This window comes from Acinetobacter sp. Tol 5, assembly GCF_019702905.1.
GTDB classification, from domain to species: Bacteria; Pseudomonadota; Gammaproteobacteria; order Pseudomonadales; family Moraxellaceae; genus Acinetobacter; species Acinetobacter bereziniae.
In genome coordinates this window covers 4489245-4511012 of record NZ_AP024708.1, presented here as the reverse complement: position 1 = coordinate 4511012, position 21768 = coordinate 4489245, and the positions used below count along the sequence as shown (strand labels likewise).

Genomic DNA, 21768 nt, shown 5'->3' with positions numbered 1-21768 from the left:
CGATCCTCATTTAAAACAGTTTATTCATTTCATTTCGACATTTGAATGAAATGAAAATAGAGAAATCACTACTAAAAATAAAATGTTTACTTTTTAATCAAGCAACATGAGCAAAATTCATGGTAAAATGATTGGCTTTCATCTTAGATCTCTCCCGATCGCCAACCGCCAATCGAGAAAACTTACCATGTCGACCGCTTATACTGCTCAGACAGCGCCTGTTGCGTTGTTTGATTATGACAAATATTGGGCATCGTGCTTTGAACCAGCACCTTTTTTGCCTATGTCTCGCGAAGAAATGGATCAACTCGGTTGGGACAGTTGTGACTTTATTTTAGTGTGTGGGGATGCATATATTGACCATCCTTCATTCTGCTCAGGGATTATTGGTCGAACACTTGAAGCGCAAGGTTTCCGTGTTGGCATTATTGCTCAACCCGATTGGACATCTGCCGAAGCCTTTAAAGTTCTAGGTAAACCAAATATTGCTTGGGGTGTTACAGCAGGCAATATGGACTCGATGATCAATCGCTATACAGCAGATCGTAAGATTCGTTCAGATGATGCTTATTCTCCAGACAATGTGCCGAATAAACGTCCCGATCGTGCTGCAACGGTGTATTGCCAACGTTGTCGTGAAGCATTTCCGGATGTACCAGTATTGTTGGGCGGCATCGAAGCGTCTTTACGCCGTATCGCCCATTATGATTATTGGTCAGATAAAGTCCGTCGTTCAGTGTTGATGGACTCCAAAGCGGATTTATTGATGTATGGTAATGGTGAGCGCTCAATTGTTGAAGTGATGCATCGCCTTGCCAAAGGTCAAAAAATTCATGAAATTACCGATGTTCGTGGCACAGCATTCATCGTCAATAAGAGCAATCGTGCTTCAAAAGCCAAATTTGTTGAAATTGCATCCAATGATGTGGATTCAATTGGGCGAGTTGATCCGATCATTAATCCGTATGTGATGACCGAAGATTTGGATGGATGTGAGATTGAGCAGAATAAAGGCAATTCTTTAAGCCAATATCAAAATTTCCAAAAAGAATTGGTTGCCAATCCTGTGGTACGTGAAGGCGATCATCTGGATGAAAATACTCAAATTGTACGTTTACAGCCTGCTTCAAAGGCGATTAAACATAAATTACCACCGCGCGAGCTGGCGGTAATTCGTTTACCTGCTTTTGAAGAAGTGGCAGACGATCCTGTGTTGTATGCACACGCAAACCGTATTCTACACTTGGAAACCAATCCGGGAAATGCGCGAGCATTGGTGCAAAAACATGGTGAACGTGATGTTTGGCTGAATGCGCCACCGATTCCTCTGACCACTGAAGAAATGGACTATGTGTTTGATTTGCCTTATGCACGTCTACCACATCCTGCTTATGGCAATGCACGCTTCCCAGCCTTCGACATGATTAAATTCTCCGTGAATATTATGCGTGGCTGTTTTGGCGGTTGTACTTTCTGTTCAATTACTGAGCATGAAGGGCGAATTATTCAAAACCGTTCAGAAGAATCTATTTTGCGTGAAGTCGAAAAGATTCGTGATACAGCACCTGGCTTCACAGGCATTATTTCTGATCTCGGTGGTCCAACGGCGAATATGTACCGTTTGCATTGTAAAGATCCAGAAATTGAAAAAAATTGCCGTAAACCTTCCTGTGTTTATCCAGGTGTATGTCAAAATTTACATACTGATCATGCGCCTCTAACACAGTTATATCGCAAAGCCCGTGCAATCAAAGGCATTAAAAAAATTCTGATTGGTTCCGGCTTGCGCTATGATCTTGCTGTATTAAATCCTGAATATGTCAAAGAGCTGGTTCAACATCATGTGGGCGGGTATTTGAAAATTGCCCCTGAGCATACCGAAAAAGGTCCATTGTCGAAGATGATGAAACCCGGAATCGGAACGTATGACCGCTTTAAACAGATGTTTGATCGTTTTAGTAAGGAAGCTGGCAAAGAACAGTACCTCATTCCTTACTTTATCGCCGCACATCCAGGAACTACAGATTATGACATGATGAATCTGGCGATCTGGCTCAAGAAAAATGGTTTCCGTGCTGATCAGGTTCAGACCTTCTATCCATCACCAATGGCAACAGCGACGACCATGTACCATACCAACAAAAATCCTTTGGCGAAGGTGGCGCGTTATACTGAAAATGTCGATATTGTCAAAGGTGAAAAGCGTCGTCGTTTACATAAAGCATTCTTACGCTATCATGATCCAAATAACTGGCCTTTATTACGTGATGCCTTACGTGAAATGGGGCGTGCTGATTTGATTGGTAACTCTAAACAGCATTTGATCCCAACCTATCAACCGCAAGGTACGGATGGTCAGTATCAATCTGCACGTAAGAAGAACTCAACATTGGCAGGTGATTCACAAAAGCGTACCGGTGAAAATACTGCACGTACTCAGTCACGACATGCCAATCAGCCAAATCGTCCACAAAAAGGGCAAGTGTTGACACAACATACAGGTTTGCCACCGCGTGAAACAGGGGATCGTAAAAAACCGTTTGGTGGAAACAGTAAAGGAAAATCTAAGCCGAAAAGTAGAGCCTAAGTTTTAGTGAGAGTTTAAGAGGGTGCGAAAGCACCCTCTTTAAATTCGAATTGAATAATTAAAATACAAAACTGTGGATAACTTTGCTTAAACTGTTGAAAAATTTTGTGTACGAAAAGTACACAAATTCTAGTTTTAATTGTCCTACAATCAAACTAAAGTTTTATCGGATTTAGTTGTATTCGTAATAGATACAAGGTATAAAAGCCATAAATCAATTCATTTGTTTGTAAGAATAAATGAGGAAAATAAATAATAGTTCAATAAATATTTTAAAAATGTGATATGAGTTGTTATTTTTTAAATTAAGCAAATTTATATCTCATATGTGACGTTGAACTGACAGTAAAAAAGTATCTTTAGATACGCAAGAACTGGTCTTATTTGACCAAATTATAATAAAGAATTAGGAAATGAAATATGGACATATTGATTGTTGCGAGTTTGATACTATTTGCCGCTGTGATTGCGATTGCTTATAAAGGATTGAAAAATAAGCAGCAAGTTGATAGTGCTCTGCGTAGAAGAGCAGTATTTAATTCACATGAACAGATTACTTTTACTCGACTAAAAGAAATTTTACCTGAAGCCAATATTTTGGCTCATGTGTCTTTTGATGCATTGTTAACAACAAAATATTTACACACACGTCGTAAATATCAGCAAATGTTTGCAGATTTTGTTGTATTGGACAAAGACTGTAAAGTTTTGGCTGTGATTGCTTTAGAAGATATCAATGCAATTAAACGTGCTCACCAAAATACCTATAAAGATGCATTGTTACAATCTGCGGGCTACAGAGTGATTCGTTATCTCGGTATTCCTGAATATCAGGATTTGCGTGAAGATTTTTTAAGTGAGTTCGCTGAAATGAGTCATTCACACGTGCTAGAGGAACAACTGTTGGGGAAGTTTGATCTTTATTCTAATCGTGTATATGGTTAATAAAAAATGCATGTCTCAGCATGCATTTTTAAATGTTCAAATTAATTTCTACAATGATTCAGGTTTTACCGCAACTACCGTCATCTCCACCAAAACATCAGGTCGATAAAGTTTTGCTTCCACACAAGTTCTTGGAAGTGCTTCAATATCAGAACACCAAACATCCCAAACTTCATTCATTGCTGCATAATCATTTTCAATATCTTTTAAAAAGATCATCACAGACATGATGTGGCTTTTGTCTGTTCCTGCATCTGCAAGAAAACGGTCAATCATATCTAAAGTTTGCTGAGTCTGTCCTTTAATATCTAAGGTTAAATCTGTTGCCAATTGACCTGCCAAATGGACTAAATTGCCTGAAATCGCAATTTCAGAAAAGCGCTTTTCTACATGCAAACGTTGTACAGTCATGATCACTCTCAAATCTTGTTTATGGGCTAAATTTTACGTGATCAAGATACATCTGCAAACCAACTTTGTTATGAGTGCGTAAATGCATCTATGCGAATTAAAGTTTTATGTTTAAAAACGATAAAACAATCGTATTCAGGGCAAATGATCAGGCTACCTAAGTTCAAAAACTGAATTTTTGCGATGCGTAATTGATTTAAGCAAAACGCAACTGAGGATTGTAAAGGGCAAAGTTGCTGTAGTTGTTCTGGCGCTTTTTGTTTAATAAAAAGATTCATGACCATCTCGATGAATTTAAAACAATGATTAAGCAGTGAATGAACAGACATTCACTGCATGGCAATTAAGATTGAGGAGGGGTGTAGGATTTAAGCGCTCGCTCAGGCTTATTGTTGATTTGATACCAATCGATGTGACGTGTAAGGAACATGACGACCGCGAGTAATACAAATGAAATGATCGAACCGATCAAGAAGGTCTTGCCTGAGGACTGCAATAACAGATACATCACAGCGTAGAGTGAACTGAGGATCACACCGAATAAGGCAGCAGCTTTAAAACCTTTCATCACATAGAACAAATACCATGTCATGAGACCAACACAGGCAACTCCTGCGACAAAGTAAGCCCATGCAAAAGCATAGTATTCACTGATAGAAAGCAGTAGTACAAAGAAAAGACCTTGTGCGATTGCCACCAAAGAATATTGAATTGGATGAATACGAAGGCTTTTAAGCACCTCAAATAAGAAGAAACAACCAAAGGTAATGATGATAATCACGACACCATATTTAATTGCTCGATCTGTTTGAGTATAAACATTGACGGATTCTAAAAATTCGGTTGATAAGCCAATTCGTTGACTTTGCTCAACGTCATAGGCATTTTCTTGAGTGTAATAGCCTTGACTGAATTGGCGAATGCAATCACTGGCGTCACATTCAATCAGTTTGCTAATGTTTTGCTGACCCAGTGCAATGTTTTTCCATTGTGCTGTAAATTGTTGATGGGTACTGGTTTTAGCAAAGGGTAAATTTTGTCCTGAATACTTGATGTCCGCCCAGTTGCCTTTGGCTTGATAACTGACACTACGGCTGGTGGGAACCAAGCTAAACTTGCCAAGACCTGTGATATTGGTGGCTAAATCAAAAGAAAAACCATTTTGAATCGCATTGATTAATTCAGGATAATTTTTTGTAGAAATACGCATAAAGTCAAAACCAGAAGCATCACTGCCTTTGGGACTCATTTCAAAAGTATAATTCTTATTGAGTATTTTTAATGTGGGTTGAGTGTCTAAACCTCGTGGATCATGCACAGGAAACATGATCTCAGCACGATTCCATTGATAGTCTTTATTCTCCAGTGTCGGCTTTTGAAAAATCCCTTTAGCGGTTAAATTTGCAGTATAGCTAATTGCTCGGTAGATGGTGCGTTTATAGGCATCATCAGAAACCTTAAAATCAGCAGTCCATTGTGTGCTGTCTGCACTGATGTATATCCATTGTTCTTCTGTACAGGAATATGCGACTTTTTTGTCGTCCAAACAGGTTTTGATTTCGGTATAGGGCACACGAATATAAGGTGAAATAACAGTTTGCGGGCTGATGTTGTTTTGTGAGATTTCTCTGAGAAAAGCTTGTTGGTATCCTTGTCGTTCTGACACCAAAGTGCTAATGAAGAGTAGACCTATCCAAAACAGCGCAATCAAAATGGCAATTGCAATAATTTTAAAGGTGAGAAAATTGGATCGCATACGGTGTTCCTGAGCCGTTGTTTTTATTAGGTTCAGTATGCGAAGCCGAAATGTGTTTTGTTTGAGCTGACTTTGTTTTTTATGTGAAGTTTAGGTGAATATTCAAATCTTTGTGGTTAAAGCAAAATCTTGACCAATACGCCTTGTTGATGAGATTGCAGAATTGGAATCTGATTTTCCTCGATATTTAAAATGTTAATCTGACCATGATGTTGTTCAATGACTTGCTGAACAATACTGAGTCCAATACCTGAACTACGTTGTTGGCTGATTGGTCGAGGAAGTGAAAAGTATGTATCAAAAACTTGTGTAAGCGCATAATCAGGAATCCATACACCTTCATTAAATATATTTAATTCAATATGTTGATGTGCTTGCCGATGTAGCTGAATCAGAATCTTTGCCGAATCCTGAGAAAAATCCAAAGCATTGTCTAAAATATTGCCAAGCGTTTGTTGAAGCCAAAAACGATCTGCATGAATCATACAATCGGCTTCAATATCTAATAAACATTGAATTTTTTTAGCCTGCATTTGACTGGCGTGCCGCTCTAAAGTCTGATGGATTAATTCAGACAAATTAAAATTTTGAATATCAATTTGATGCCTGGATTTTTCCAAGCGAGTTAGTAACAGCATACGGTCAATCAAGCTCTGCAAACGCTGGCTTTGTTCATGAATATGTGTGGCAAAATTTTGTTGATCAGTTAAAGGCAAATCTTCTTTAAGCAACTCAGCACTGGCTTGGATCGCAGTTAAAGGGCTTTTTAGCTCATGTGTCAGGGTGTTGACGTAGTGCTCGACATAAGCGCGATCTTCCAGTTTTTCTCGCATATCTTCCACGGCTTGAGCAACTTGATTGAGTTCTTTGGCGGAGCGAAAATGCGGAGTTTGGTTGACAGGTGCCAGCGCTTGAGCATACTTACGCACACGATCAATACTATGTTTAAGCCAATAAGCCACTAGGCTGGCTAAAAATAAACTCAACAACGTAATCCATATGGCTTGGCGGATCAGTTGATTTTCAGCACGTTGGATGTAAGGTTGTACGGATATATTGGGCTTTCCGATGCTGACCACTCCAATCAACTTTTGTTGTTGATCAATTTGATAATAGATAGGTGCAGCAATAAACATGGTGCTACTGTTACTATCTTCCTCATAACTTCGGGTTGAACGAACACCATATTTGCCTCTTAATGTCAGGTAGACATCATTCCATTTTGAATAGTCCTGTCCTGTTGCAATGCCTTGTGAATCATAAATCACTATGCCTTTTTGATCAGTGATATAAATTTGTTGATTGATTTCATTCTTATTATGTTGCCAAATATTGGCGTTGATTTTTCGATTGAGCGCATTTTGAATTTTCTCATCAAACTGGGCAGTTCCAACCTTATTTTCATAGACATCTTCTGCAACCAGCATGGCAATAATATTGGCATTTTCCGCAAGTGTATCTTCGACAACCTGTCGTACATTGGGCTTTACTTGCTGATTAAAGGTATAAGACATAAACCATAAACCGAGCAAGATAATTAACCCGAAGAAGAACCAAATACGGATAAATATCGACATGCTTTAGTCCAGCCTTTTCAGGCTATAGCCGAAGCCACGGTGAGTTTCAATTGGATCTTGTTCAGCAGATATTTGTTTGAGTTTATTGCGTATACTCTTGATATGAGTGTCAACAGTTCGATCTAAGCTATGCTCAGGATGTTCCCAAACTTGATCCATCAATTGTTGTCGGCTAAATACTTGTTCAGGATGTTGAATCAACAGTTTGAGTAAACGATATTCATAACGTGTTAATTGCAGCAGGGTGCCTAAGTATTGAATCTGGAAAGACTCATCATTGCATTGCCATGTTTGGGAATGTTTAGATATTAAATGTGGCGTTATTGGGGTATTTTGTTGGAGCTGATTTTGAATCTCCATTCTGCGCCAAATGGCTTTAATTCTGGAGACAATTTCTCTTGAGCTAAACGGTTTAGTGCAATAGTCATCTGCGCCAATCTCTAAACCAATAATTCGATCAATTTCGTCATCACGTGCTGTCAAAAATAACAGCGGTGTGTGGTTGAAATGGCGAATTCTTTTACACACATCAAAGCCATTTAAATCTGGTAAACCAATATCTAAAATAATAAAGTCGAAGGCTTGTTGTTGAATATAATCAATAGCTTGGAGACCAGAGTTTGCCCAAGTGACTTGCCACTTTTCACGCTCAAGTGCATAGCGTAATGGCATAAGTATCGCCGCATCATCTTCAACGCATAAAATCTGCTTTTTATGATTCATTGCAATTAAATATTTATCATCTCGTGTTGAGTGTACTGAAATTGAAATATTTAGGCGAATGAATTTTAAGTGAAGTTAGGGTCTGTTAACAATTCGTCTATGCTTGCGACTACGTATGTTTTTTAGGCGATTCTAGGCGCGAAATACGAAATTTAGTCATTCTAAATGAGTAGTTCGGAACGAAGAAGCGACAAAAAACACACTAGTCCCGAAGGGTTGTGGCTGAAATTATCTCAGGCTTCGTTATGAAACTTGAAAATAGACTCGCTATTCTCTTCGTTTCATGCCTTGCCTGCTCAATTTTAACCTACAACGCAAGCCATTTATGAAATGTAAACAGACCCTAAGATGAAGATTTTTTATGGAAAGAGAGGAATGATGATCGTTAGATAAGTTCATGAGAAAAATAAACATTTACCCATACCAAGCTCTGAGCGCCCTGTAATATTCGGATTTGATCGTCACGCCAACTACAGGACAGCAAATCAAAAGTATTGGTGACTTTTGATCTCTCTGCGGATACATGGGTAATGTATTGCGGGAGGTAGATTACTCTAATTTTGATCAACTTGGGTAAATATTTAGTCGAATTATATTTTTTTGAGTAAAAAATAGACGAATAATTTAAACAGATTGAATAGATAAAATTTGAATTTAAAAACAGAATGTCAATGCATCCTGTTTTTAATAAATAGCTTAGTTCAATGATAGAGAAAACAATTAACGTTTAACCACAATCGAATCTATTCCACTATGTTGTAAGGTTTGCTGAGCGATGACTGCGGCATTCTGTGATTCATATGGACCAGAAATCACACGATACCAAGTTTTGCCACCCTCAGTACTTTGTACAACATCAGCAGATAAACCATTTAAAATGATTTCGGCACGTCGAGCATCTGCGGCATCGGGATCATCATAACTACGAACTTGTAAGATGTATTCAGGTTGAGCAGGTGCTGTTCGTTCAGCATTGACACCGACATCAACATTGTCAGTTTGAGTTTGAGAAGGTGCTTCAACAATAACGGGTTGCTGCTGATTTTTATTCTCTGGAACCGCTTGTTCAGGAATCGGCGTCACTTGTTGTTGTGGCAACAAATCATAAAAGCGATAGTCTTTGTTGGTATCTTCTTGATAATGTTCAGACGTAATTTCATTTCGAGGTTGAACAGGCGCCCACGGTTTCCAGAGCATCAGAGCGACACCAAAACTTAACACGATTAAAATGACCACAAGCATCCCTAACCATTTAGGAATCAATGGTTGTTTAGGTTTGGTTGGTCTTTCAGACACACCGCGTTGCGTTTTTCCAAACACGAGAAATCCTCTTATTATTTATTGTTTAACATCGCGTTCAAGCATAGTTTCGCTTGAGCGCGATGTAAAGTAATGATTTATTGCTGACTTACATGCTTTCAGGTGCAGAAACACCAAGCAGTTCTAAACCATTACGAAGAACTTGCTGAACATTGGCAGAAAGCAATAAACGTGCTTGCGTCAATTCAGCATCATCACCTAAAACTTTATTCTCGTTGTACCAACCATGGAATAAAGCTGCAAGTTCTTTCAAGTAGTTACCCACTTGATGCGGTTCATAATTGTTTGCTGCACGAATAATCACTTCAGGGTATGCCGCAAGTTTCGCTAAAATCTCAGCCTCTGCTTCAAGTTCTAATTTTGCAGCAAATTGACGCGCACTTTCAGGATCAAATTGAATATTTGTTGTTGCCGCTTTTTCTAACATACGGCAAATACGTGCATGCGCATATTGAATATAATACACCGCATTGTCTTTGCTTTGTGATACAGCTAAATCTAAATCAAAATCAATGTGTTGTTCAGATTTGCGCATAACATAATAGAAACGTGCTGCATCATTTCCAACTTCTTTACGAAGATCTCGTAAAGTCACAAATTGACCAGAGCGAGATGACATTTGTACCATCTCACCACCGCGCCATAAGCTTACAAACTGGACCAATAACACGGTGAGTTTTGATGAGTCATAACCCATTGCATCAATGGCTGCTTTTACACGTGAAATGTAACCGTGGTGGTCTGAGCCCCAAATATCAATTAGATCAGTATAACCACGTTGTAACTTATTCAAATGGTAAGCAATGTCAGAAGCAAAATACGTGGTTTGCCCATTACGACGTTTTACAACACGATCTTTTTCATCACCAAATTCAGTCGATTTAAACCAGATGTTGCCATCTTTTTCATAAAGATAGCCACGTTGATCTAAAGTTTGTAGGGCTTCGTCAATTTTATCAGTCAACGATGCTTCACTAAACCACTGATTGAAAGTAACACCGAACTCACCAAGGTCATCTTTAATATCATCTAAAATGGCATGTAATGCAGCTTGATGGAACACACGATAGCCTTCACCAACCAATGTTTGTGAATTTTGAATCAAGCCATCGATATGCTTTTCTTTATCGCCTGAAAGCACAACTTTATTGCCATCTGCATCCAATTCCTCAGCGTATTGAACGTCTTCTGGAACATCTTTATAGATATCAGCAACAGCACGCACATAAGCATCACCATCTTTATCGATAATGCTTTGAGCAATTTCTTTAACGTAATCACCTTGGTAGGCATTTTTTGGGAAAACTAAAGTTTGCCCAGTCAATTCTAAGTAACGTAAATAAGTAGAGGTCGCAAGGATGTCCATTTGACGTCCTGCATCGTTGACATAATATTCACGATCAACTTTAGCACCTGTTGCTTCGAGTAATGTAGCAACAGTCATCCCGTAAGCTGCACCACGACCATGACCGACATGCAGGCTAGAGGTTGGGTTGGCAGAAACGAATTCAACTTGAATCTTTTTAGCTGCATTGGCTTGGGTTTTACCAAACAGATCTTTTTGTGCTTGAATTTGATCAAGTACAGCAAAGCGTTGATCTGCATTGAGAAAGAAGTTAATAAAACCAGGTCCAGCAATTTCAGCTTTTGCAATATCAACCACTTCTGGGAGGTTTGCTAAAATTTTCTCAGCAAGATCACGTGGTTTCATACCCGCAACTTTTGCACCCATCATGGCAATGTTTGATGCGAAATCACCGTGGCTTCGGTCCTTGGTTCGCGTTAAAACACTTGTGTTTTTCCAGTCAGATGGAAGAGTCCCTTCAGCTTGTAGGGATTGCACTGCATGATCAAGAGCTGCTTGTATGGCCGTATTCATAATCTATAGAGAAATAAATGTCGCAGAAAAACGCTAAATATAGCAAATTTTGAGCCTTTTAGGTGAATGCATTTGTATAGAATAAAACTTATTCAATCAGAAAGATCGTAGTCTGAGAGATTTGATCTATTCTCGCCCTTTATATGATCAACTGACAGCCCAGATAACCTGAGTTCGATAAAAATCCTTGATGAAAGAAGATACAGTCAAACCGCCTGATTATTCATACAAGTGATTTGGATGATTCATTTATTTTGTACTTTTTGAATTATTGATGGTCTTGCTATCTTCAGGCGACATGGATGTCGCCATGTTGAGCGGGGGTAAAGGATGTACCCCTCGCTCAACGAAAGATTTTTGTCACTTTTCATCTCTGAAAAGTGAGGCATCGCTTACGCAAAAGAATTTAAACTTTAGCACTAAAGCGTGGCAGTGCAAGCTTTAGATCATCAAACAATCTATTGATTGCCTTCATTTTATTGATCAGAGAAATGAAACTATATTGATGGTTGCGCTTACGAAGCTTCGCTCCTCATGCCAAAACAAGTATGGCGAGCCCTTGCGGAGCTCCGCTCCTCATCCAAAATCGGATGAAAATCCAGAAATAATCCACATAGATTTATTATCTTTCAATGAGTTGAAGATTTAATTGCATCGAATTCACGTTAGATAGATATTCTTTCAAAAAAGGATAACAAATGATGTTGGTGAGCTTTTTGGATCAATTTGATCATCATGAAATGAAAAAAGAACAAATTATTCGGTTGTTTAGTCAAGTTCAAGCGCAAGATCTTGAATTTTCAAACTCAGGCTATTTTGTACTGGATATTCCTAATCAAGGACAAATCATTCTGTTATTTTGGTTTGTTGACAGCAAACACTTGATCTTGGGCTACGACAAAAATATCCCTACCGCACAACAAGGCGAATCTTGGTTAACTTGTAATGAACAAATGAATTCGAAATTTTTTGATATTGGCGACGATACTTGGCTGCCTTTAAATGCAATCATTTCACTGGAGCTTGCTTTAAATAGCATAGCCATGTTCTACGATGAACCAATGCGCTTACCTAATGACACTAAGTGGCAAAATGTGTTGGATGTGATGTGGAATGATTGATTGTTTCACTCAGCTGAAAAGCATAAAATTGCCGTGCTTATTCAATTTTGAGTTCTCATGTCAAATATTCCTCCCACGATTATCGGAAATATTCCAAAACTCCCTGCAAAATTCTCTGCATGGATCATGCCTTTTTTCTTATCCTGTTTAATGAGTGGCATGGTGTCATTGATCAATATGTTCATTAATGTGGGTCTAGTGGATGGTTTTTTGACAAAATGGTTTTCGGCATGGATGGTTTCGTGGGCCGTGGCATATCCAGTGGTATTGGTTGTTTTGCCGTTAGTGCGTCGACTCACAGCTGTTTTTGTGGATATGCCTAAATAATTTAGTCGGATGCTTACATGCAACTAACAGGTTTGCTGAGCAATTCAGCATGACCATTGTTAAAGGTGTAAAGTTTAGAATTATTAAAAATCTTAATCACTTTAGCCTTACTGAGCGCAGCTTGGAAACTTGGCATTTTTTTCGCATTGACCAGATCAAAAGGATTGCCATAATTTTTATTGTCGATTAAAAACTGAACTTGTCCTGCTTGGGGATCATGTGCTTTAAGTAATTCCTTAGCATCTTTATCTTCAATACTAAATCCAGATTTTTGCGAAGGAATTTTGCAGTTTAGACGTAAATATAAAATATTGCCGTCAGCAGATTTATTTTGTAGGGTATAAATTCCTTGTAAATCGTTTTCAATATAGACCCATTGTCCAGTGGGCATATTGAGTTTCATTTGTTCAAGCTTTTCTAAGGTTGCTTTACTGACATCGACTACGCCTTGTTTATCGACTTCTGGAACTTTTGCTTCGCCTAGACCAACCAAGCTTTTCACTTTTTCAGTGGTTTTGGAAACACCAGAAGATACTTTTTTGGCTGTTTGACAACCTGTGCAGATGACTGCAGTGCTTAGTAGAAGTATAAAAATATTTGTGTTCATTGTTATTGGTTTTGCTTCATTCAATTAAGGACAAAATAAATTGAAATACGAAAAAAATCAATCGTAGCTCAATGACATTGGAAATCGATAAATTTTAAAATTTGGATTACTTCTTTGTTATTGATATAAAAAACAATAGATTGTATTAAATATTTAAAGAATTTGTAAAAAATGAGAATAATTTATCATTCTGTAAAATACTTTGAATATCACTATCACGTATCTAAATACCCATTTAGCGAAAAATAGGCTTAAGCTTGTATGCGACCAAAGTCGTAGCTTAGCAAAAGATAGAAGCAGAATGACTGCTTCAATGAGAATGGAAATGCCAACGGAAACCTTGAAAAAATATCCTCTATATATTCATTACGCAGGCAATGCCTTACTAGAACTGCCATTACTCAACAAAGGTTCAGCTTTCACAGAGGAAGAAAGAACCCAGTTTAACTTACATGGTTTGATTCCTCATGTGATTGAAAGTATCGAGGAACAAAGTCAACGTTCTTATCAGCAGTATTGTTCTTTCAGTGAAGCAATCAATAAGCATATTTATTTACGAAATATCCAAGACACCAACGAAACACTTTTTTACCACCTGATTGAAAATCATTTAAGTGAAATGATGCCGATTATTTATACCCCAACAGTGGGTGAGGCATGTCAGCGTTTTTCGGATATTTATCGACGTCATCGTGGCGTATTTATTTCATACCCTGATCGTAAATATATTGATGAGATCATCCATAACGTTAATCGTAAGAATGTTAAAGTGATTGTGATAACAGATGGTGAACGTATTCTTGGTTTAGGTGACCAAGGTATTGGCGGTATGGGGATTCCAATCGGAAAATTATCACTTTATACCGCTTGTGGTGGTATTAGCCCTGCATATACTTTGCCAATTACAATAGATGTGGGAACCAATAATCAACAATTACTCAATGATCCAATCTATATGGGATGGTCACAACCACGTGTCAGTGGTGACGAATACTATGAGTTTGTCGATGAAGTCATTGCTGCGGTAAAACGTCGTTGGCCAAAAGCTTTGATTCAGTTTGAAGATTTTGCACAAAAAAATGCCATGCCTTTATTAGAAAAATATCGTGATAAGATTTGTTGCTTTAATGACGATATTCAAGGTACAGCAGCAGTATGTGTAGGAACACTGATTGCGGCAAGCCGTGCGGCAGGTAAACAATTGAAAGATCAAAAAGTGACTTTCTTGGGTGCAGGTTCAGCAGGCTGTGGTATTGCAGAACAGATCATTGCGCAAATGGTGGCGGAAGGTTTAACTGATGCTGAAGCGCGTGCACAAGTATTTATGGTTGATCGTTTTGGTCTCATCACAGAAAATCAGCCAAACCTACTTGACTTCCAGCGTAAGCTTGCACAAAAGCCTGATGATGTTGCACATTGGGGCAATCCAGAAGAAATTATTTCTCTACTGGATGTCGTTAAAAATGCCAAACCAACAGTATTGATTGGTGTATCGGGTCAACCGGGCTTATTTACAGAAGAAATCATTAAAACCATGGCTGAAAATTGTGAATATCCAATTGTGTTGCCTTTATCGAACCCAACTTCACGTGTAGAAGCTGTGCCTGCTGATATTATCCAATGGACAGAAGGTAAAGCATTAATTGCAACAGGTAGCCCGTTTGCGCCAGTGAATTATCATGGAGAAACCTTTAATATTTCACAATGCAATAACTCTTATATTTTCCCGGGTATTGGTTTAGGTGTTGTGGCTGTTCAAGCAACGCGTGTGACAGACAATATGCTGATGGCATCAAGTTCCGCTTTGGCAGATTGCTCACCGAAGTTAAACGATATCCATGCGGACTTATTACCTGATTTAAACGAATTGCAGAAAGTTTCTAAAATTATTGCATTTAAAGTTGCTCAAGCAGCAATGCAAGATGGTGTTGCGACGGTAATGAGTGATGAGCAATTACTCGAAAGTATTGAACAGAACTTTTGGAAACCAACTTATCGTGATTATAAGCGCGTTCCTTTTTAAGTGTTTTTAATTTTTTATAGAAGGGGCAAATTGCCCCTTTTGTAATAGGATAAACGGGTAAAATTGGAGATTTAGATTGATTTAAATATCTGTATTTTTCTCATAAAAATAAGATCAATTTTGAGTATGTCAGTTACAAAAATAAAAATTTTAACAATTTCTGTATGTCTTTCTGTGAGTTTTTATTTACAATAAGCCAACATGTCATTGAATATCAATAACTAAAATGTTGAAAAATATTAATACTTTACTTGAAAGTTTTGGGTTAGGGTTGCAGACAAGGGCTGTCCATGTCCAATTCTCAAATCAAGCCTTAAATGGCAGTGTATTTCTACAGTGCATTCAGGGACAACAATATATTAATCAAGGATTGAAGGCAGAATTACTTTGCCTTTCAACCAATGCACATATTGCTTTAAAACAATTTATAGGTTGTCAGGTCGCTGTTGACCAAGTCACTGACTTTGGGGAACTCTATCGAACCACAGGAATCATTACTGGTGCAAGTCAAGGACAAAGTGACGGTGCATTAAGTATTTACAAGCTCACGCTTGAAGATGCGACCAGTCTTTGGCATAAACGCCGTAATAGTCGCGTTTTCATGAATAAAAGTATTTTGGAAATATCTGAAGTTTTATTCAAGGAATGGCAAACCAAAAGTGCATTATTTGCATCTAGTTTGAGTTTGGATAGTCGTGGTTTAAAAAAACAATATGATGTGCGTCCTTTTGTGATGCAGTCAAATGAAACAGATTACGAATTTTTAACAAGATTATGGCGCAGTGAGGGAATTAACTGGTTGGTTGATGAATCTGAACGCATAGTTCCAGTTTCTGCTGCACAAATTCAAACCCAGAAATTAAGATTGATTGATGACAATAGTCAATATGAAGCAATGCCTAGGCGCAGTATACGCTTCCATCGTAGTCATGCAACAGAACGATTTGATACCATTACCAGCTTAATTGCACAACGATCAATCCAATCCACAGCTGTACAAGTGCAACGCTGGCAAGCTGACAATCTCGCACAAGATCAGGGTGATAGCCAACTCAGCAATCATCAGCATAGCGAACAACAAGACAATGAAACGTTGAGTTTAGAACAGGCTTGGACCATTAGCCCAGCGTGGACCAGTGATCTCAAGGGTGAAGATCAAACCACAGCTTCTAGCTCAGCTCAAGTGGATAAACTCAATACTCAACTTTCACAATACCAAGAACTACAAGCCAAATATTTTACCGCAATCAGTTCAGTTCGTGATGCACAAGTTGGTTATTGGTTTGAGTTGAGAGAGCATCCGGAAATTGATCAGCATGAAGGTTCAGATCGCGAGTTTTTGATTCTCGGTAAAACCTTCTACAATCAGAATAACTTACCGAAAGAACTGCAAGATCAACTTTCTAAACTGCTTAATTTAAACTATTGGAATCATTTAATTAAAGATCAGCGTCAAGCCAATGAGCTGTCATTGGTACGACGTAGAATTCCAGTCGTTCCAGAATACAATCCATTAACACACAGACCTTCTGCATTCCCGCAACGCGCTAAAGTGGTAGGTCCGCAAGGCGAAACAATTTATGTGGACCAATGGGGACGCATTAAAGTTCGTTTCTTGTTTACCCGTACCGATGATAATAGCCATGACGGTGGTGCAGGTTCCAATGACAACGATACCGACTCAGCATGGGTGGATGTATTAACCTCATGGGCAGGAGAAGGTTACGGTACACGTTTTCATCCGCGGATTGGTGAAATCGTGGTGATTGATTTCTTTGATGGTAATGTAGATCGTCCGTTTGTGATGGGGCGTTTACATGAAGCAGAACGTCATCAAACCATGTTTGATGTCAAAGGTCAGCTTCCTGATACCAAGAAACTCAGTGGTATCCGCTCATCTGAAGTCGGTGGTTCAGGCTTTAACCAACTCCGTTTTGATGACACGACTGGGCAAATCAGTGCCCAACTGCAAAGTAGTCACGCAGCCACTCAACTTAACTTGGGAAATTTAAGTCATCCGAAAGATAAAGAAACCAGCAATGGGCGTGGTGAAGGTTTTGAATTAAGAACAGATGCTTATGGGGCGGTACGTGCAGGAAAAGGCATGCTTATCACAACCTATGCCCAAGAAAATGCGATTGCAGATCATTTAGAAGCAGCCCAAGCACAGTCCTTGTTGAATCAAGGGGCTGAAAGTATGAAAGTGCTAAGTGAGATTGCTGTAAAGCAACAAACCGATGCATTGAATGTCATCAATCGTTTGCCTAAGTTCATTCAATCACTTGAGTTAAAAAGTGCAGGGCAGGCGCTCAACACAACTTTGAATCTATTTAAAGAAGGGGTGAGTAGTGATCCTTTGAATGCTTTAAAAGATTGTGGTGGATTTATTAAAGACATTGGTGCTTTAGGTGGCAATGCAAAAGGCATTGTAGATGAATTTAATGAATATTTTTCTGATGCAAAAGAAGCGGTTGAAAACTTAAAAGCGTTTATTGAAAATGTTGAAGAACACGGTACAGATATTATTAAAGGCAAGCTGGCAAGCTTAAAAGATAATATTAAATCTAATCCTTTTGAATCCATTAGTAATGTGGGTAAGGTTTTATCCAATGTCGAAATCAAAGATTTTGACATCATGAGTACTTGTGGAACATTCAATAAGGGGAACAAACTTGAAATTAAACCGTTGGAGGCTTTGAGTAGTTTGCAGGGCTTTATGGAGGGTTATACACAAGGTCTGGAAGATAGCAGCGACAACGCCAAACAAGAACAAGGTAAAATTTTCCGTCAAGCATTGATGTTATTGGCTTCGCCAAATGGGATTGCATTAACCACACCAGAAGACATTATTCTTCAAGCTTCTCAAGATATAGCTGAAAGTGCAAATGGTTCGATTAACATGAGCGCTCAGAAGAATATTGTGGGTCATGCACAAGATAAAATTAGTTTGTTTGCCGCACAGAAAGGTTTAAGTGCTTTTGCTGCAAAAGGACCGATCAAAGTACAGGCTCAGGATGATTTGATTGAAATCATTGCGAAGAAAGTCATTAAGTTGATTGCAACTGAAGATAAGATTGAGTTAACCAGCTCTAAAGAGATTGATCTAAAAGCGGGTGGTACTCAGCTGGTGGTTAATGGTAGTGGTGTCTTTATCAAGACGGGCGGGAAGTTTGAGGTGAAATCTGGACAACAGTTGTTTACCAGTGGGGCAACAGTGAATGCGCAGTTGCCGAAAATGCCTGAGAGTGGAATTTTTAGCCGACGTTTTGATTTTAGTAATATTTTTAGTAAAGATGAATTAAAACAGCAGGTCAGATTTAAGTTCGTAAATCATTCACGAAAAACTGAATTTATTGGTGTTTTGGATGAACTTGGACGCACACAACGGTTTTTCAGTGATAGTGCTGACGATGTCGAAGCAATTATTCTTGGGCATGATAGTGAAGATTTAAAAGAATTAATAGTTATAAAGAACGATATTGATGACACTTCAGATCATAGTAGTTGTGAGGGTGAGGGCTGTTGTGGCGCTGCAGATGATCATGATGCAATAGAAGATCAAAATGAATCTTGTAGTGAAGATTTAGAAGCAGATTTTTGTAATTTTGGAAAGTAAGGCTTGATCATGAAAACAATATTTTCTTTCTTATTCATTTTATTATTTGTGACTTGGTGTAATGCAGAAGTTATCAAGGAATTTCCAAAACGGAACATTGATAATGAAGTCGTAAGCTTTAATTATATAGAGTCTGATAAATGTAGCTTTCAGCGTAAAGATATTAAAGAGCCTGTCTCTAAGCTTTTAAAGCAAAATAAGATAGATCTAAATACAGGTCATTGGTTACATATTCCTGATGAGTGTTGGAATATCAAAAGTTCAGATCAAAATATTTTACTTATCTCATTAACAAATAAAAATAAACCTCAGAAATTTTATATTATTGATGACGGTAAGAGTTTAGGTGATGTAATGCTCAACCTAAATGAAGATCTGAGTTTCAATTTTGATAAAAATAAAATGAAATTTTCTAAAAATATGAGTGATAAAACAAAAAATAAAGTTCTAATTTTATTTAAACAAATTGATCAAGAATCTAAGGGGGCATTATGAGTTTTGTTTCTCCAGTAAACGGAAAGTCATTTGGTGAGGATAGGCAAGCATATATATATGCAGTATCTCGTCGAGAGTCTTCATCAGATTTGAGTTTATCTGACCTTGTCGATCCTAATTTGACTGCTAGAAAAGTACATAATGGTAAAACCGCAGGTTATGGATTTATTGGTTATTTTCAATTTGGCGAAAGTGCACTTTATGATTTGGGGTATTTTAAGCCACCATATACTTTTAGTAATGATCCTAATAGCCTTTTTCAGAAATCATTTTCGGTGAATGACTGGAGTGGAAGTTGGACGGGCTTAGATGATGTAACTTCGAAAAGTGTTTTTCTCAAAGATCGAACGGTTCAAATAAAAGCATTTAATAAATGGATCAATACACTCTGCACTCGGCTGAACAATCGAAATGTAAATGAATTTTATGGCGTTCGTATTAATGGGGTTGAAATTACAGAGTCAGGATGCATTGCAGGAGCACACTTAAAAGGTCCTAAATATGTTTTAGAGTTTGTACAGGGTTTAGGTAACCAAGCTGATGCTTTTGGAACAAAAGTGGGTGAATATATATCATTATTTGCTCATTATGATTTAGAAAGCTGTTGTAATCGTAAGATTTATATCAATGTTGTGGACGAACAAGGGAATGCTGTTTCAGGTAAAAAAATTATAGTAGAGTCCGAGTACAAAGAAGGAAAATATTATAGCAAAATTGGAAAGATTTCTAATGATTATAAAACAAGTGAAGAAGGAAAAATTCCTGTAATTGTTAGGCATCCTGGTACTAAAATAAAAATAATTGTTGATGGAAAAGCACTTGAAATTACGCAGCAAAAAGATAAGAAGGAAAGTTATACAATCAAATTAACCAAACAAATATCAGTACCCGTTGTTTTAGAACAGAATAGTGCTCCTCAACCAAAACCACAGGCGAATAAAACGCCTCAAGAAGTTAGAAATGAGCAAGCTCCAAGTATTTCAGAAGAATCTAAAGCAGTTGAAACGAAAGATGTGAACTTCAATATACAGATTGTTGAAGCTGATACTGGAAAACCAATCTCAAATATGGGCTTTTTTCTTACCTATAAAAATAATATTAAAAAGCATTCTGCAGATGGGAGTGGCATAAAACATAATATTTCAGCAGAAGTCGGTCAAGATATAGAGGTTTCTGTTTCAGGGGATGGAAAATACCAAAAGATTCATCACTTCAAGGTTGAAGAATCACTCTCTAATCAGACAATAAAAGTGAGACTTCCTGTTCATAGCTTTCAGATGATTGTCAAAAAAGATGATCAAGTTGTTCCAAATACCGCTGTAACTATTTTTTATCGAGGGCGGCAAATTTCAAAAAAAACCAATGCTGCAGGTGTAATTAACTTAAAAATGTTAGTTGGTTTTGTATATGGTTTTGGTGTTGGTTCAAATTCATTGGTAAAAGCTCGGGTAATTAATGGAAGTCCGTATAGGATATTTAGAATAAATGAAGGTTTTATCAAGGAATCGAGACGATTAGAATCAGGGCAAAAAGTTCCACAACAAAACCCTGTTACTAATGCGCCGTCCCAAAGTAAGCCTAATCCACCAGCTCCTGCTAAAGTACCCGAAGTTAAACAAGAGCCCCCCAAAGTGTCCCAACAAAATACTCATACAGAGAATGGGGGTAAACCTTTAACAACTGTTTCTAATCAAACACCCGCGACAAGTGATACGACGCGTTATCATATTTACTCTGATGGTAAAATCAAAAGAGAGAATGCGGCTGCAACAGGTTTTGCTGAATATATTTATTATGATAAAAATGGACAATCACATCATATTGGCAAAACTGAATTTATCGTTGCGCCTAAACGTAAAAAAGGTAACGGGGTCGTAGGTGGAAATGTTTATTTGGTAGACCAAAGGACGCTCAAATCCTACAAGAGTCCGGATGGTAAAGTCGGATATTTGTGGGATATTTATTTACCAGGTCGATCAAGATATTATCTTAAGGGAGATGCGTTTGCAGCAGTTATTGGTGCTATGTGCTCTTTAGGATACGGTTATTATCATGGTTCTGGATTTAGTGCTCGAGATGGTCGATCGGTAGGTAGTGATTCACACTTCAACGGGATTAATGGAGATTTTCGCTATCTAGGAATTAATGGTTGCCATAAAGATGGTCCGGTTCTTGTGAGCCACGTCGATAGATTTGACTGGGATGCGAATGTAAGATTTGTAAATGCACTATATCTTTTTGGTTATAAATCATTTGGATCGCAAGTGATGAAGAGAAAAGGTCAGCCAAACAGAACTTTGCCCCATGTCACTTTTACAAATGGTGATCACGATAACCATTTACATTTACAGGGTTATCAACCGAATATTCAGGATATATAA

General features: G+C 38.0%; 16 protein-coding genes. 8 read left to right on the top strand and 8 right to left on the bottom strand.

Annotation, left to right across the window (positions count from 1 at the left end):
- Window positions 1-187: 187 nt before the first annotated feature.
- Window positions 188-2587: a YgiQ family radical SAM protein gene (locus TOL5_RS20920; RefSeq protein ID WP_121774079.1), complete on the top strand. Its 2400-nt coding sequence runs from the start codon at window positions 188-190 to the stop codon at window positions 2585-2587.
- Window positions 2588-3007: 420 nt separating this feature from the next.
- Window positions 3008-3532, top strand: coding sequence for a DUF2726 domain-containing protein (locus TOL5_RS20915; protein ID WP_004832023.1), 525 nt, complete (start codon window positions 3008-3010; stop codon window positions 3530-3532).
- 48 nt (window positions 3533-3580) lie between these two features.
- Here the strand turns inward: TOL5_RS20915 and TOL5_RS20910 are convergent, their stop codons facing one another.
- The 7 genes from TOL5_RS20910 to argS all read right to left on the bottom strand — a co-directional run bounded on the left by TOL5_RS20910 (window position 3581) and on the right by argS (window position 11198).
- Window positions 3581-3943, bottom strand: coding sequence for a RidA family protein (locus tag TOL5_RS20910; RefSeq protein WP_121774062.1), 363 nt, complete (start codon window positions 3941-3943; stop codon window positions 3581-3583).
- Window positions 3944-4011: 68 nt separating this feature from the next.
- Window positions 4012-4221: a hypothetical protein gene (locus TOL5_RS20905; RefSeq protein ID WP_004832020.1), complete on the bottom strand. Its 210-nt coding sequence runs from the start codon at window positions 4219-4221 to the stop codon at window positions 4012-4014.
- 65 nt (window positions 4222-4286) lie between these two features.
- Window positions 4287-5699 carry a cell envelope integrity protein CreD gene (gene creD / locus TOL5_RS20900; RefSeq protein WP_221260629.1) on the bottom strand — a complete coding sequence of 471 codons (1413 nt, stop codon included), beginning with the start codon at window positions 5697-5699 and terminating at the stop codon, window positions 4287-4289.
- A 116-nt stretch (window positions 5700-5815) separates the two neighbouring features.
- Complete coding sequence (gene creC / locus TOL5_RS20895) at window positions 5816-7276, bottom strand: two-component system sensor histidine kinase CreC (RefSeq protein ID WP_121774064.1); 1461 nt, start codon at window positions 7274-7276, stop codon at window positions 5816-5818.
- A gap of 3 nt (window positions 7277-7279) precedes the next feature.
- Window positions 7280-7999 (bottom strand): two-component system response regulator CreB, encoded by a 720-nt coding sequence (gene creB, locus TOL5_RS20890; protein WP_121774065.1) that lies wholly within the window; start codon window positions 7997-7999, stop codon window positions 7280-7282.
- A gap of 720 nt (window positions 8000-8719) precedes the next feature.
- Window positions 8720-9319 (bottom strand): SPOR domain-containing protein, encoded by a 600-nt coding sequence (locus tag TOL5_RS20885; protein WP_046759693.1) that lies wholly within the window; start codon window positions 9317-9319, stop codon window positions 8720-8722.
- 88 nt (window positions 9320-9407) lie between these two features.
- A complete protein-coding gene (argS, locus tag TOL5_RS20880; RefSeq protein ID WP_005034609.1) occupies window positions 9408-11198 on the bottom strand; it encodes an arginine--tRNA ligase in 1791 nt (596 codons plus the stop codon).
- Window positions 11199-11896: 698 nt separating this feature from the next.
- Here argS and TOL5_RS20875 point away from each other — a divergent pair.
- Together TOL5_RS20875 and TOL5_RS20870 are read left to right on the top strand one after the other, a co-directional pair.
- Window positions 11897-12319: a hypothetical protein gene (locus TOL5_RS20875; protein ID WP_227543961.1), complete on the top strand. Its 423-nt coding sequence runs from the start codon at window positions 11897-11899 to the stop codon at window positions 12317-12319.
- 57 nt (window positions 12320-12376) lie between these two features.
- Window positions 12377-12646 carry a DUF2798 domain-containing protein gene (locus TOL5_RS20870; RefSeq protein ID WP_121774067.1) on the top strand — a complete coding sequence of 90 codons (270 nt, stop codon included), beginning with the start codon at window positions 12377-12379 and terminating at the stop codon, window positions 12644-12646.
- A gap of 13 nt (window positions 12647-12659) precedes the next feature.
- Here the strand turns inward: TOL5_RS20870 and TOL5_RS20865 are convergent, their stop codons facing one another.
- Window positions 12660-13253: a hypothetical protein gene (locus tag TOL5_RS20865; RefSeq protein WP_004832007.1), complete on the bottom strand. Its 594-nt coding sequence runs from the start codon at window positions 13251-13253 to the stop codon at window positions 12660-12662.
- Window positions 13254-13578: 325 nt separating this feature from the next.
- On the opposite strand from TOL5_RS20865, the gene TOL5_RS20860 reads away from it, so the two are divergent.
- The 4 genes from TOL5_RS20860 to TOL5_RS20845 all read left to right on the top strand — a co-directional run bounded on the left by TOL5_RS20860 (window position 13579) and on the right by TOL5_RS20845 (window position 21768).
- On the top strand, window positions 13579-15276 hold the full coding sequence (locus tag TOL5_RS20860; RefSeq protein ID WP_005034606.1) for an NAD-dependent malic enzyme: 1698 nt from the start codon (window positions 13579-13581) through the stop codon (window positions 15274-15276).
- A gap of 226 nt (window positions 15277-15502) precedes the next feature.
- Window positions 15503-18892, top strand: coding sequence for a type VI secretion system Vgr family protein (locus TOL5_RS20855; protein ID WP_121774068.1), 3390 nt, complete (start codon window positions 15503-15505; stop codon window positions 18890-18892).
- A 9-nt stretch (window positions 18893-18901) separates the two neighbouring features.
- A complete protein-coding gene (locus TOL5_RS20850; protein WP_121774069.1) occupies window positions 18902-19387 on the top strand; it encodes a hypothetical protein in 486 nt (161 codons plus the stop codon).
- A complete protein-coding gene (locus tag TOL5_RS20845; protein ID WP_005034600.1) occupies window positions 19384-21768 on the top strand; it encodes a hypothetical protein in 2385 nt (794 codons plus the stop codon). Before TOL5_RS20850 ends, TOL5_RS20845 begins: the two co-directional genes overlap by 4 nt.

Bases quoted from the DNA above. Each gene is read 5' to 3' on its own strand.
- TOL5_RS20870 (WP_121774067.1), top strand. From the start codon at position 12,377: ATGTCAAATATTCCTCCCACGATTATCGGAAATATTCCAAAACTCCCT.
- creC (WP_121774064.1), bottom strand. From the start codon at position 7,276: ATGTCGATATTTATCCGTATTTGGTTCTTCTTCGGGTTAATTATCTTG.
- TOL5_RS20905 (WP_004832020.1), bottom strand. From the start codon at position 4,221: ATGAATCTTTTTATTAAACAAAAAGCGCCAGAACAACTACAGCAACTT.
- TOL5_RS20845 (WP_005034600.1), top strand. From the start codon at position 19,384: ATGAGTTTTGTTTCTCCAGTAAACGGAAAGTCATTTGGTGAGGATAGG.
- TOL5_RS20860 (WP_005034606.1), top strand. From the start codon at position 13,579: ATGCCAACGGAAACCTTGAAAAAATATCCTCTATATATTCATTACGCA.
- TOL5_RS20855 (WP_121774068.1), top strand. From the start codon at position 15,503: ATGTTGAAAAATATTAATACTTTACTTGAAAGTTTTGGGTTAGGGTTG.
- TOL5_RS20915 (WP_004832023.1), top strand. From the start codon at position 3,008: ATGGACATATTGATTGTTGCGAGTTTGATACTATTTGCCGCTGTGATT.
- TOL5_RS20920 (WP_121774079.1), top strand. From the start codon at position 188: ATGTCGACCGCTTATACTGCTCAGACAGCGCCTGTTGCGTTGTTTGAT.
- TOL5_RS20910 (WP_121774062.1), bottom strand. From the start codon at position 3,943: ATGACTGTACAACGTTTGCATGTAGAAAAGCGCTTTTCTGAAATTGCG.
- TOL5_RS20865 (WP_004832007.1), bottom strand. From the start codon at position 13,253: ATGAACACAAATATTTTTATACTTCTACTAAGCACTGCAGTCATCTGC.
- TOL5_RS20850 (WP_121774069.1), top strand. From the start codon at position 18,902: ATGAAAACAATATTTTCTTTCTTATTCATTTTATTATTTGTGACTTGG.
- creD (WP_221260629.1), bottom strand. From the start codon at position 5,699: ATGCGATCCAATTTTCTCACCTTTAAAATTATTGCAATTGCCATTTTG.
- TOL5_RS20875 (WP_227543961.1), top strand. From the start codon at position 11,897: ATGATGTTGGTGAGCTTTTTGGATCAATTTGATCATCATGAAATGAAA.
- argS (WP_005034609.1), bottom strand. From the start codon at position 11,198: ATGAATACGGCCATACAAGCAGCTCTTGATCATGCAGTGCAATCCCTA.
- creB (WP_121774065.1), bottom strand. From the start codon at position 7,999: ATGAATCATAAAAAGCAGATTTTATGCGTTGAAGATGATGCGGCGATA.